The sequence below is a fragment of the Pseudomonas sp. SAR267 genome (genome assembly GCF_052077595.1).
In the GTDB taxonomy this organism is placed as follows: domain Bacteria; phylum Pseudomonadota; class Gammaproteobacteria; order Pseudomonadales; family Pseudomonadaceae; genus Aquipseudomonas; species Aquipseudomonas vlassakiae.
In genome coordinates this window covers 4760037-4772242 of record NZ_JBQIHU010000001.1, presented here as the reverse complement: position 1 = coordinate 4772242, position 12206 = coordinate 4760037, and the positions used below count along the sequence as shown (strand labels likewise).

Sequence of the window (12206 nt, the reverse complement as noted above, 5' to 3'; positions counted from 1 at the left end):
TTTCGAAGCGTCAGTCCTGCTCCTGCAAGACTGACATGAATCTCGCCTTCCGGCATTCGCCGCCGGTCAGGCCTTGGCGTCGAACAAAAGACTGTTTACATCGCTCAGGCTGTGGGCGATTCGCAGGGCCTCTTCCGAAGGCAACTGGCGAATCAGCTCTCCAGTCTCGCTGGCGATGACTTTGACCACGATCTTGCCGGATTCCTCATCAGTGGAGAACTCCAGGTTGCGTCGGGTCGAACTGAGAAACTTCTCGATTTCCGAAACGGCGTTTTTCACCTTTTCGGCATCGTGTGCCTGCTCGGCAGCCGTGACTGCCTTGTCCTCCAGCATACCACTGCCACGCGGCGCTTCAGCCGTGCGGGCAACCGGCTTGTCGGCGGCCGGTTCGGCCGGACGAGCAGTCGGGTAGGACAGGTTCAGCTTGACGCTCATGTCCATGACTTACCACCTCGCAATGAAAAGGCGGGGAAGCGCCTCAACGTGCACTCCCCCGCCGGTCGCCATCAGCGATTACTGAAGCAGTTTCAGTACAGCGGAAGGCAGCTGGTTGGCCTGGGCCAGAACCGAAGTCGAAGCTTGCTGCAGGGTCTGCTGCTTGGTCAGCTGAGCAGTTTCGGCAGCGAAGTCGGTGTCCTGAACACGGCTACGAGCGGCTTCGGCGTTCTCGTTGATGTTCTGCAGGTTGTTGACGGTAGAGGTCAGACGGTTCTGCGAAGCACCCAGGTCGGCACGGGTGGTGTTGATGGTCTGCAGAGCCTTGTCGATCGCGTCCAGCGCAGCGTTCATGCTGGCTTCAGCTTCGGCGCTGGTCGAACCGGTGATGGCGATGGCGGCCGAGTCGACGCTCAGGGTCTGGGCATCGAAACCGCTGTCCAGACGGATGCTGATCTGGTTGTTGGCACCGGAGTTGGAACCGACCTGGAAGGTCAGTACGCCAGCGCTGCCGTCCAGCAGGTTCTTGCCGTTCAGCTGGGTGGACTTGGCGATACGGCTCAGTTCGTCGGACATCTGGGCGAACTCTTTGTTCAGAGCGTCGCGGTCGTCCTTGCTGTTGGTGTCGTTACGCGACTGGACGGCCAGTTCACGCATACGCTGCAGGATGTTGGTCTGCTCTTGCATCGCGCCTTCAGCGGTCTGGGCAACCGAGATACCGTCGTTGGCGTTTTTGATTGCCATGGTCTGACCGCGGATCTGCGAGGTCATACGGGTAGCGATCTGCAGGCCGGCGGCGTCGTCTTTGGCGCTGTTGATTTTCAGGCCGGAAGACAGACGGGTCATCGAGGTGCTCAGAGCATCGGAAGCACGGTTCAGGTTTTTCTGAACGCCCAGAGAGGTGGTGTTGGTGTTAACGGTCAAAGCCATGACGAATTCCTCGTTGGATTGGGTACTACGGCTTCCGGCCTTGGCAATTCGCCGGGTGTGGCACAGAGAACCTTCGTAATAGTTATCTTCGTCAGGGCGGGTTTCTTTAGCGGATTTTCGAAAAAATTTGCTGGCATCCTGCCAGCTCAATGAAATCAAGGTCTTGACGCCAGAATGCAGGCACTGGCGGCAGCCACGCAGAAAAGAAAACGCCGCCTGGAAACGGCGGCGTCTGCTTCAGCACTGTTCGCTCAATCGCGGCGCTCGATGATTGCCGAGCCCCAGGACAGACCGACGCCGAAACCGCTCAGGGCCACGCGCTTGTGCTGGGAGCCGAGCACGTGCTTTTCCAGCAGCAGCGGAATGCTCGACGACACGGTATTGCCGGTCTCGACCATGTCCTTGACGAACTTCTGCTTGTGCTCGCCTTCGATGAAGCGCGCCGACACCGCATCGACGATCGCCGCGCTGCCCTGATGCAGGCAGTACAGGTCGATGTCGCCGGCCTCCAGCTCGCTGGTTTCGAGCAGTTGCTGCAGGTGCGCCGGTACCTTGACCAGGGCGAAGTTGTAGACCTGGCGACCATTCATGAAGAACTTGCCATCGGTGGTACGCAGATGCTCGGCACCACCACCGTCGCTGCCGAACAGCGACTTGCCCAGTTGCCAGGCTGCGCCCTCGCCCATCCAGGTGGCGGTGGCGGCATCACCGAACAGCATGGTGGTGTTGCGGTCCTCGGGGTCGACGATCTTCGAATAGGGGTCGGCGGTGATCAGCAGGCCGTTCTTCAGGCCAGCGGCTTCCATGAAGCCCTTCATGGCATACAAGCCATACACGTAGCCCGAGCAACCCAGGGAAATATCGAAAGCGGCGACGGCCGTCGACAGGCCCAGCTTGTGCTGGACGATCGCCGCAGTGTGCGGCAGCCCTTCGGCATCCCCGTTCTGGGTGACCACGATCACCGCATCGATGCTTGCCGGGTCCAGCGACGGATTGGCGGCGAACAGGTTGTTCACGGCCTCTACGCAGAGGTCGGAGGTTTCCTGCGCGGCTTCCTTGCGTGGCAAGAAGGTCGAACCGATCTTGCCAAAGATGAAATCCTGGTCCTTGCCGAATTTCGCGCCTTGGGCGTAGTTGTCCACGCCTTCGACCGGCACGTAACTGGCGATGCTTTTAATGCCAATCATATGGCTTCCCAATTCAGTAACAGCGAAATACCCGCCTGGGCCGAACGGCAAAACGCCAAGCGATACGGTTGATCCGATCCTTGGCGGTTTGTCCGGGGGCGACGCGGCGGTTCCCGGTTTCGACAATATACAGTGAAGATGCGCGTTCTGACTCTCAAGTCACGCTCTTTTTGTCGAATGGGCAAAGCGCCTGGCTGATGCAAACGAAAACGCCATGGGCGCGGGGGCGCCCATGGCGTTCATCGCTCAGCAGGCAGCGTTCAGCTGCACAGCGCCTGCCACTCCACCCGGCTGTGCGGATCCAGGGTGAACAACGCCGCGCAGCGGCTGTGGGCGGCGTTATAGAACGGATCCTGCGCATGCGCCGGGGCCACCAGTTGCTCCACGTCACCATGGCGCACCACCTGAGCCTGCGGGGTCCAGACCACCAGCAGGCCCGCCCCGGCAACCTGCAGGCACAGGTCCACCTGCGCGGCGCGGAGGGTGGCCAGCTGCTCATCCAGGCCATCCAGAGCGTGCAGCACCTGCGTGCGCACCATCAGGCAGCCGGAGACCGCCGCCACGTTGTGCTCCACCTGCAGGCGTTGCAAGTAACCCGGCGCATCCTTGGCCGCGCCCTGGAACGCCGGGCGGATGCCCGCCTGTCCCGCCAGCACCAGCCCGGCCTCGACCACCTTGCCATCGGCCCCCAGCAGCTTGCCGCCGACCACCCCGACCTCGGGGCGCTGAGCCTGGTTTAGCAGGCCTTCCAGCCAATTGGCGTTGAGCACCTCGGCCGCGCTGTCGAGCAGGACCAGGTACTCGCCCCGGGCCTCACGGCTGGCGAGGTTGAGCATGGCCACAGGCGCCAGCGGCTGTTCGCTGCGGACCACCCGCACGCGGCTGCCAGCGGCCGCCAGGCTGGCCAGCCACTCGCGCAGCGGTGGCGATTGGCTGGCGTTGTCGGCAATGACGATCTCGTGGTTCTGGTAACGGGTGCGCTGCAGGACGCTGACCAGGCAGCGCTGCAGCTCATCGGCATTGTCCTGGCAGTGCAACAGCACCGACACCACGGGGCGCTCAGGATGACGGTAGTCGATCTGGTGAGTTCCCGGATGCACCGAGCCGACGGTGGCGGTATAGCCGCGCTCGGCCAGGCGCCGGGTCAGCACCGCGCGCTCCTGGTCCTGGCTGTCGGCGCTTGGCGCGGCGCAGATCAGCAGCGGTTCGGCAAGGTGCGCCAGGCCGGCAAGGCCCTCATCGCCGATCAGACGCAGCAGCAGGTCGAACTCCAGTGCCAATGGATACTGGCTGTCGAACCCGCCGGCGGCCAGCACCAGATCACGACGCAGCAGCCAGTGCCGCGCCATCGCCCCTGGCACGCTCTGCAACAGGTCGAGGCTGGTACCCGGACGCAGCACTTCGCGCAGGCGGCCATCGGCCTGTACCTGCACCTCATCCATGGCCACCGCACGAATACCCTCCACCTCCAGCAGCTCCAGGCTGGCTCGCAGCAGCCCGCTGGCGGTAAAGCGATCGCCGGCCTCGGCGAGGATGACCCAGTCGCTGCCCAGCTCGGCAACCGCCTGGTTGATGATGCGCACGTGATCCTTGCCGTCGGCCTTGACGAAATGCACGGTCTGCCCTGCATGGGTGGCCATCGGCAGGTCGCCGCTGGTCAGCACCACGACCTTGAAATTACGGCATGGCCCGGCCATCAGGCTGTCGAAAGTAGCCTGCAGCTTGTCCATCTGCGCCTCCAGGTCGAGCAGCACGATGCCGAAGCTCGGCCCGCCGTTGGCGGCGGCCAGGCGTTGCCTGGCCAGGTTCAGCTGAGCGCCATCCGGGGCACGTGCCGCCAGCCAGGTCAGCAGCTGGCCGGACGGCAGCGCATCGAGCAACGCCTGGCTGTCGTAGCTCGGCAGGGCCTCCAGACGCGCCAGCCAAGGGCGCAAGGGCGCGGCCTCGGCCTCGTCACCGGCGGCCTCGAGCGAGGCCAGCAGACGCTGCACCACCACCCGGTTGAACGGGCTCAGCGCCAGCGCCTGCCAGAGCCGTGCGCGCAGCGTGCGGTCGTTGTCATTGTCGTTGACCTGCAGCAGCGCCTGCTGGCGCACCAGAATGGCCTCCAGCTCACGCAGCTGCAGGCGCCCGCACGGCATGGCATGGATAAGAAATTCCAGCTCTGCCAGCAGGTCGAACATCGGCTGGTTGTAGAACGGCATCTCGACGAACTGCTGCTTGCCGAAGATCCGCTGCGGCTCAGGGCTCGGCACATGCCAGCGCGAGGTGACGATCATGCAACCGTGCAGGGCACGGCCGCTGAGCAGGCCTTCGCTCATGGCCTGGAAACCGGCCAGGGCCACCTGCCTGGCCTGTTCGACGCCCAGCGCGCCGATTGCACTGGGAACCGAGGCGAGGAATTCGGCAAACTGCTCGCGCTCCTGGCAGCTGCGCTCATCGCGGTTGGCCAGCACGGTGAGCACATTGGTGTTGTGGTCCGAGCCGCCCAGGTTGGCCTCCCGCACCGCGTAGGGGATCGGCAGGATGCGCGCCTTGGCGTTGGCCAGCAGATAGAAGGTGTGGCCAATCTCCTGCCATTCGAAGCTGGTGCCCGGCGGCAACAGCGCATACCACTGCTGCAGCAGGTCGGTACGGGTGACCGCGTAGAACGGTGGCAGGAACTGGCCCATGAACTCGACCAGGCGCTGGGCCGGATCGTCGCTGCAATAATCCTCCTGCACACGCTTGTCCCGACGATAGAAATGCACCTCGGTACCGTGCGCCACGTACATCATGCCGTAACCATGGCAGACGCCGTAGTCCGGATTCTGCGTCAGAAACTCCACCGACTGCGCCATGGCATCGAACAACAGGAAATCGTCGTCCGCGGCAAAGGTCATGAACGGCGTGCGCACTTCGTTCACGCCATAGCTGAGCTTTTCCTGCAGGCCGCGGTAGGTGTACTGCGGCAGGTGGCGGTAATCCACCTGCGGGTAGTCCGCCTGCAGCGTGGCATCGGCCTGGTTCGACGAGTCGAGCACCAGGATGCTCGCCGGGAAGTCGCGGTAGTAATGCAAGGTCCGGCGCAGGAACGCCGGGCGGTTATGGGTGATCAACACCAGCGTGAAGCGCTCGCGCAGGCCGCTGTCGATGGGCGTGTTCTTTTCAAGCTGCATAAGGGTGTTCCTGGGGACCTTGAGGAAGAATCAGCGCACGCGGCGCAGATAGCCGTCCGGCGCGACGGTCAGCAACAGCTTGTCCTGCACCTGGCGGTCGATCTCGAAGTCGCTGTTCTCTTTCAGGTATTGCCACACGGCAGTCTTGGGGTTGTCGCCATGGCCCCAGGGGCGGTCCGGGAAGAAGTCGGCCGGCATGTCCTCGACCACGGTATCCATTACCACGCAATAGCTGTCCACCGATACCAGCGGCGCATAGGCCCGCAGCTCGTCGAGCACGTGCTGGTGGGTATGGTTGGAGTCGAGCACGACGATGACCTTCTTGCCTTCGGCCAACTGGCGCACCTTGGCGACCATCTCCGGCGCGATGCTCGAGCCTTCGAGCATGCTGATGCGGTGCGCCATCGGGTGCTCCTCGATAGCCTTGCGGTTGTGCGGACGGATGTCGACGTCGATGCCGAGCACCTCACCATGGCCCAGCAGCTGCAGCAGCGAGGCGTAGTAGATGATCGAACCGCCGTGGGCGATGCCGCACTCGATGATCAGGTCCGGCTTGATGCGCCACACCAGTTCCTGCATGGCGACCATGTCCTGCGGCAGCTGGATGATCGGCCGGCCCATCCACGAGAAGTGGTAGCTGTACTTGTGCTTGGCCGATTCGTTGAACAGGTCGCGTGCCAGGCCCTGGAGCTTCTGGTCCTGGCCCTGGGCGGCGATCTGCTCGTTGCACTCGGCGACGAAGGCCTGGTGGACGTTGGTATCAGTCATGGAGGCGGTCTCTGCAAAGGTCATTGGAACGCGGCGTCATCGACCGCGTGGTAGACGAAACGGTTGCCGGTGTCACGGCGGATCTCGTCCAGGTAGTTGGAATTCATCACGAACACCTGCGCACCATCGGGCATGCTGGCCAGCGCTTCTTCAGGCGAGGACACGCGCAGGCCGCTCAGCGGCAGATAGCGGCCTTGCTTGGCCGGGTTGATATCGATCACATGGTCGACCTGCACGCCAGCGCGCTGCAGGTACAGCGAATAGATCACCCCTTTGGACGAGGCGCCCCAGATCGCCGCGCCGCGCCCGGCGTGTTCGCGCACCAGGGCCTGGCCACGTTCGAGGCTGGCGCTGAAACCAGACGGCAGTTGCAGGCGCTGGCCATCGAAGGCTGGCTCGCGCAGGCTGGCCAGGTCGGCGACGATGTACAGGTACTGGCCGTTGAACAGGTGCCCGGATTCCAGCACCTTGCCGAAGCAGCGGCGCAGGTCGTCCAGGCGGAAGTAGTTGACGTGCTCGTAGAACAGGTCGAACCAGGCACGGTGCTCGAGGATCCAGTCCAGGCATGGCACTTCGATGTAGATCAGCCCGCCCTGGTTGGCGTCGGCGATAGCCCCGAGGAAGGCCAGCGGGTCGGCGATATGCTCCAGCACGTGACGCAGCACCACCGCATCGGCGGCCAGCCCCAGGGCGCGGGTGAACGGCGCCTTGATCACGTCCGGGTTGTCGCCCTCGTAGGCCGGGTCGATGCCGGTCACCTGGTGGCCACGCTGGCGCAGCAGTTCGAGAAAGTAGCCCTTGCCACACCCCACCTCGATCAGGCGCTGACCGGCGAAGTGCCGGGCCACCAGGCCCTCCACCGCGTCCAGGTGACGCTGGAACGCCGGCGACAGGGCCTGTTCGTTCTGGTAGTCGCTGTCGTAGCTGAGCAGGGAGGCGTCGAAGGCCTGGTTGTAGACCAGACCGGTACGCTCGTCCTGAACCAGGCACAGATCGCCGCTGGCGGATGCCTGCGCGCTGGCGGCATCGGCGAAGGTGCGATTCTGCAGTACGGGCAGGCCGACCGCACGATACAGTTCATAGGCCATCAGGTTCTCCTTGGGCAGCCAGCAGTTGCGTGAGTCGCTCGGTCACGGCCCAGAACGCCATCGGCTCGTGGCTTGGATAGGGGTAATGGCCGAGGTTGAGCGCCACCTTGGCGCCGCGCTCGCGCAGGCGCTGCTCGACCAGGCTGCGCACCGCCAGCGGCTGGCCGCTGGCACAGTTGACCACGCCGGAGAACGCCCGGCAGTGCAGCAGCCCGGCCAGCTGCCGCGCGGCCTCGGTGACGGGCTGGAAATCGCGCAGCTGCTCGCCGGCAGACATGTCGAAGGCCGTCGCACCGCTGTCGATGGCACGGTCGAGGGCGGCCAGCAGGCTGTTGGGGTTCTGCCCCTGGCCATGCAGGTAGAACAGCCGCGCCCATTGCAGAACAAACGGCGTGTGCAACTGCAACGCCTGGAGGAACTGATGCAGGCTGTGCTTGGCCAGCCCGTAGGGATTGCCCGGGCGAGCCGGGCACTGCTCGTCCAGCGGGCCATTCTGCATGCCGTACTCGAAGCAGGTGCCGGTGACCAGCACCTGGCGCACGCCAGCTTCGACCGCGTACTTGATGAAGCGGTAGTCGGCCATCAGGTTCTGCTCCAGATGGAACAACGCCTGATAGTTGGGCAACCCTGGCCAGGCCAGGTGGGCAAGCGCATCGATGCCCTCGACCCAGCGCCCCACCTGCTCGGCATCGGCCTGGTGCAGGTCGCCGCCGACGAACTGCACCTGGTCGAACCACGGCATGCTGCGTGCGCGCTGCACGTCGCGGGCAATGGCGCGCACCCGGCAGCCACGGGCCAGCAGTTCGGTAACCAGGTGGCGGCCAACGAACCCGGTGGCGCCTGTCACCAGCACATGCAGACCGGTCATAGCACGGTCAGCTCAGGCACGGCGATCACGAACTTGCCGCCCCACTCGCGGATGCCGGCCTGCTGCTCGCTGACCTCGCGCAGCAGGTTCCACGGCAGCACCAGCACATAGTCCGGCTGCTCCTCGGCCAGGCGCGCCGGCGCCACCACGGGTATACGGCTGCCCGGCAGGAACTTGCCCTGTTTGTGCGGGTTGGCATCGGCCACCCAAGCCAGCAGGTCAGCCTTGACGCCGGCATAGTTGAGCAAGGTGTTACCCTTGGCGGCCGCCCCATAGCCGACCACACGCTTGCCTGCGGCCTTGGCATCGAGCAGGAATCGCAACAGCTGCAGCTTGATGCGCTCGGCGGCCGGCGCCAGGCTCGAATAGAACCCGGCGCTGCGCACGCCCACATCCTCTTCCAGGGCCAGCAGGCTGGCGACGGCCGCTTGCGCAGGCCGGCGCTGGCCGTCGGCGCGCTGCACGAATACCCGCAGCGAACCGCCATGAGTAGGCAGTTCCTGCACGTCGAAAATCTCCAGGCCATTGCGCTGGCAAAGGCCCTGCACAGCGGTCAGGGACAGGTAGGAGTAATGCTCGTGGTACAGGGTGTCGAACTGGTGTTCGGCAATCAGCGACAGCAGGTGGGGGAATTCGAAGGTGGCGACGCCGGCTGGCTTGAGCAAGGTCGCGAAGCCCCCGAGGAAATCGTTGATGTCCGGCACATGGGCGAGCACGTTGTTGGCCGCCATCAGGTCGGCGCTCCAGCCTTCGGCGGCCAGCTGCGCGGCCACCTCACGGCCAAAGAACACTTCACGGATCTCCAGGCCCTTGGCCCGCGCCGCCGCAGCGGTGCTGCGGGTCGGCTCGACGCCCAGGCACGGGATGCCACGTGCCGCCACGTACTGCAGCAGATAACCGTCATTGGCAGCGATCTCGACCACGCGGCTATCCTGGCCCAGCGCGAAGCGCTCGACCATGCCCGCCACGTAGGTTTCGGCATGCGCCAGCCAGGAACTGGAGTAGGAGCTGAAATAAGCATAATCGGCGTCGAACAGCTGCTCGGCGCGCGTGTAGTCTTCGGTCTGCACCAGCCAGCACTGTTCGCACACCGCCACCTTCAGCGGCACCCACTGTTCAGCCTCGGCCAGTTGCTCGGGACGCAGGTAGGCGTTCGAAGGCGGCGAGGTTCCCAGGTCGATCAATGGCAGGTGCAAGGCGCTGCCACAACCACGGCAATTCATACGGTCACTCCGGTAAAGCAGTCGTCCAGCCAAGGATGCAGCTCATCCCGGGCCGAGAGGTTGATCACGGGCAACGGCCAGGCGATCGCCAGGCGCGGGTCGAACACCGACAGCCCGCCCTCATGCTCGGGGGCATAGTCGGCGCTGTGCAGGTACAGCAGCTCGGCATCGTCGCTCAGGGCCTGGAAGCCGTGGGCGAAGCCTGCCGGCACCAGCAGGCTGCTCGCGTCGCCGGCCTGCAGATGCTCGGCGTGCCAGTGCAGGAACGTCGGCGAATCGGCGCGCAGGTCGACTACCACGTCCCATACCTCACCGCGCATGCAGGTGATGTACTTGCTCTCCGGCTGCGGTCCGGCCTGGTAGTGCAGGCCACGCACACTGCCACGCTGGCGAGTCAGCGAACGGTTGATCTGGCGGATGTGGAACGGCGCGCCGAAGCGCTCCAGGCTGTCTTCGCAGTACAACCGCGAGAAGGCGCCACGGGCGTCTTCAGCGCGGCGGTGCTCGATACGGGCAAGGCCCGACAGCGGCAAGGCATGCAAGCTGTACTGACTCACAGCGACTCCTGGTAAAGGCTCAGCTGGGTCAGGCAGACCGCGCGCATGTCCATGCCCTTGCGCCAGGCCAGGTGCCAGTTCAGGGTTTGCTCCAGGCATTCGCCGAGTGTCCAGCGCGGGCGCCAGCCAAGCAGTTGGCGTGCGCGCGAGCTGTCCAGGCGCAGCAGCCCGGCTTCGTGCATCTCGCTTTTCTGCAGTTCCACCCCCGGCGCCTGCGGCCATTGCCCGGCGAGCAACTGTACGACCTCGCCGACACTGCACATGTCGTCGTCACCGGGGCCGAAATTCCACGCGCCGGCAAAGCGCGGGCCTTGCTGATACAGGCCAGCCGCCAGCGCCAGGTAGCCAGCCAGCGGCTCCAGGGCGTGCTGCCAGGGGCGTACCGCCTGGGGCAGGCGCAGCGTCACCGGCTCCCCCGCTGACCAGGCCTTGAGCACATCGGGGATCAGCCGCTCAGGGGAAAAGTCGCCCCCGCCCAGCACATTGCCGGCGCGGGCGGTGGCCAGGCTCAGGCCGTGCTCGGCATGCTTATCGAGTGGAAAGAACGATGCCGCGTAGGACTGGGCCAGCAGCTCGCAGCAGGCCTTGCTGCTGCTATAGGGGTCGTGCCCGCCCAACGCTTCGTTCTCGCGATAGGGCCAGGCCCATTCCTGGTTGGCGTAGACCTTGTCGGTGGTGACCACCACACAGGCACGCACGCCCCCGACCTGGCGGATCGCCTCCAGCAGGTTGAGCGTGCCCATGACATTGGTGGAGTAAGTCCCCAGCGGGTCCCGGTAGCCCTCCCGGACCAGCGGCTGGGCCGCCAGGTGCAGGACGATTTCCGGCTGCACCTCGGCGATCAGTTCCAGCAATACGCCGAGATCGCGTACGTCGCCACGGCGGTCATCGATGCCCTCGCCGACCCGGGCCAGTTCGAACAGGCTCGGCTCGGTCGCCGGATCCAGGGCGAAGCCGGTCACCTTGGCACCCAGGCTCTGCAGCCAGAGCACCAGCCAGCTGCCCTTGAAACCGGTGTGGCCCGTGACCAGGACGCGCTTGCCAGCCCAGAACGCAGGGCTCAGGCCCACTGCTTCCATGGTGCCTCCCCGCTGCTCCACAGCTGTTCGAGGTGATTCTTGTCGCGCAGGGTGTCCATCGGATGCCAGAAACCTTCATGGGCGAAGGCATGCAATTGCCCCTCGCTGGCCAACCGCGAAAGCGGCTCGGCTTCCCAGGAGGTGGCGTCGCCGTCGATATAGGGCAGCACCTCAGGGGACAGCACGAAGAACCCGCCGTTGATCCAGCCGCCATCGCCGCGTGGTTTTTCGGTAAAGCCCAGCACCTGGTCGCCGTCGCGCTGCAGGGCGCCATAACGCCCCGGCGGCTGCACGGCGGTGACCGTGGCGAACCGGCCGTGGGCATGGTGGAAGTCGACCAGCGCACCGATGTCGATGTCGGAAACCCCGTCGCCGTAGGTGAAGCAGAACGCCTTTTCACCTTCCAGGTAACGGGCCGCACGGCGCAGCCGGCCGCCGGTCATGGTTTCCTCGCCGGTGTCGACCAGTGTCACGCGCCATGGCTCGCTGTAGTTCTGATGGACATCCATGCGGTTGGCGCGCATGTCGAAGGTGACGTCGGAGGTGTGCAGGAAGTAGTTGGCGAAGAAATCCTTGATCGCGTAGCCCTTGTAGCCCAGGCAGATCACGAAGTCGTGGATACCGTGCGCCGAATACTGCTTCATGATGTGCCAAAGAATTGGCTTGCCACCGATTTCGATCATCGGTTTGGGCTTCAGATGCGACTCTTCGCTGATCCGCGTGCCGAGCCCACCCGCCAGAATGACTGCCTTCATCGATTTCCTCATGTACTTCGCGCCGCCGGCACCGCCAGGGCGAAGGATTTATGGCGATATCGAGGGCTACTGCAGGAAATGCGCCAATCTGGCTCCAGGCGAAACGCAATTTCTGTGGGAGCGGGTTTACCCGCGAATCAGCCTACGCGATGCCTGGC

Annotated in this window: 11 protein-coding genes; all 11 read right to left on the bottom strand. The window is 64.7% G+C overall.

The window, feature by feature from the left end; all coding sequences use genetic code 11:
- Positions 1-66: 66 nt before the first annotated feature.
- Positions 67-441: a flagellar protein FlaG gene (locus ACTORR_RS22360; protein ID WP_054886306.1), complete on the bottom strand. Its 375-nt coding sequence runs from the start codon at positions 439-441 to the stop codon at positions 67-69.
- 72 nt (positions 442-513) lie between these two features.
- Positions 514-1365 (bottom strand): flagellin domain-containing protein, encoded by an 852-nt coding sequence (locus tag ACTORR_RS22355; RefSeq protein ID WP_054886307.1) that lies wholly within the window; start codon positions 1363-1365, stop codon positions 514-516.
- 251 nt (positions 1366-1616) lie between these two features.
- Positions 1617-2552: a ketoacyl-ACP synthase III gene (locus ACTORR_RS22350; RefSeq protein ID WP_313364620.1), complete on the bottom strand. Its 936-nt coding sequence runs from the start codon at positions 2550-2552 to the stop codon at positions 1617-1619.
- A gap of 260 nt (positions 2553-2812) precedes the next feature.
- A complete protein-coding gene (locus tag ACTORR_RS22345) occupies positions 2813-5710 on the bottom strand; it encodes a TIGR00180 family glycosyltransferase (RefSeq protein WP_313364619.1) in 2898 nt (965 codons plus the stop codon).
- A gap of 30 nt (positions 5711-5740) precedes the next feature.
- Positions 5741-6478, bottom strand: a complete 738-nt coding sequence (locus tag ACTORR_RS22340; protein WP_054886344.1) for a cephalosporin hydroxylase family protein — start codon at positions 6476-6478, stop codon at positions 5741-5743.
- Between the two features lie 20 nt (positions 6479-6498).
- Positions 6499-7566: a class I SAM-dependent methyltransferase gene (locus ACTORR_RS22335; protein WP_054886310.1), complete on the bottom strand. Its 1068-nt coding sequence runs from the start codon at positions 7564-7566 to the stop codon at positions 6499-6501.
- Positions 7556-8434, bottom strand: a complete 879-nt coding sequence (locus ACTORR_RS22330) for an NAD-dependent epimerase/dehydratase family protein (RefSeq protein ID WP_262109873.1) — start codon at positions 8432-8434, stop codon at positions 7556-7558. Before ACTORR_RS22330 ends, ACTORR_RS22335 begins: the two co-directional genes overlap by 11 nt.
- A complete protein-coding gene (locus ACTORR_RS22325; RefSeq protein WP_054886312.1) occupies positions 8431-9657 on the bottom strand; it encodes a class I SAM-dependent methyltransferase in 1227 nt (408 codons plus the stop codon). The genes ACTORR_RS22330 and ACTORR_RS22325 overlap by 4 nt, the downstream gene beginning before the upstream one ends.
- Positions 9654-10214 (bottom strand): dTDP-4-dehydrorhamnose 3,5-epimerase family protein, encoded by a 561-nt coding sequence (locus ACTORR_RS22320; protein ID WP_054886313.1) that lies wholly within the window; start codon positions 10212-10214, stop codon positions 9654-9656. The genes ACTORR_RS22325 and ACTORR_RS22320 overlap by 4 nt, the downstream gene beginning before the upstream one ends.
- On the bottom strand, positions 10211-11293 hold the full coding sequence (gene rfbG / locus ACTORR_RS22315; protein ID WP_313364618.1) for a CDP-glucose 4,6-dehydratase: 1083 nt from the start codon (positions 11291-11293) through the stop codon (positions 10211-10213). Before rfbG ends, ACTORR_RS22320 begins: the two co-directional genes overlap by 4 nt.
- Positions 11275-12048 carry a glucose-1-phosphate cytidylyltransferase gene (gene rfbF, locus ACTORR_RS22310; RefSeq protein WP_313364617.1) on the bottom strand — a complete coding sequence of 258 codons (774 nt, stop codon included), beginning with the start codon at positions 12046-12048 and terminating at the stop codon, positions 11275-11277. The genes rfbG and rfbF overlap by 19 nt, the downstream gene beginning before the upstream one ends.
- Between the last annotated feature and the right edge of the window lie 158 nt (positions 12049-12206).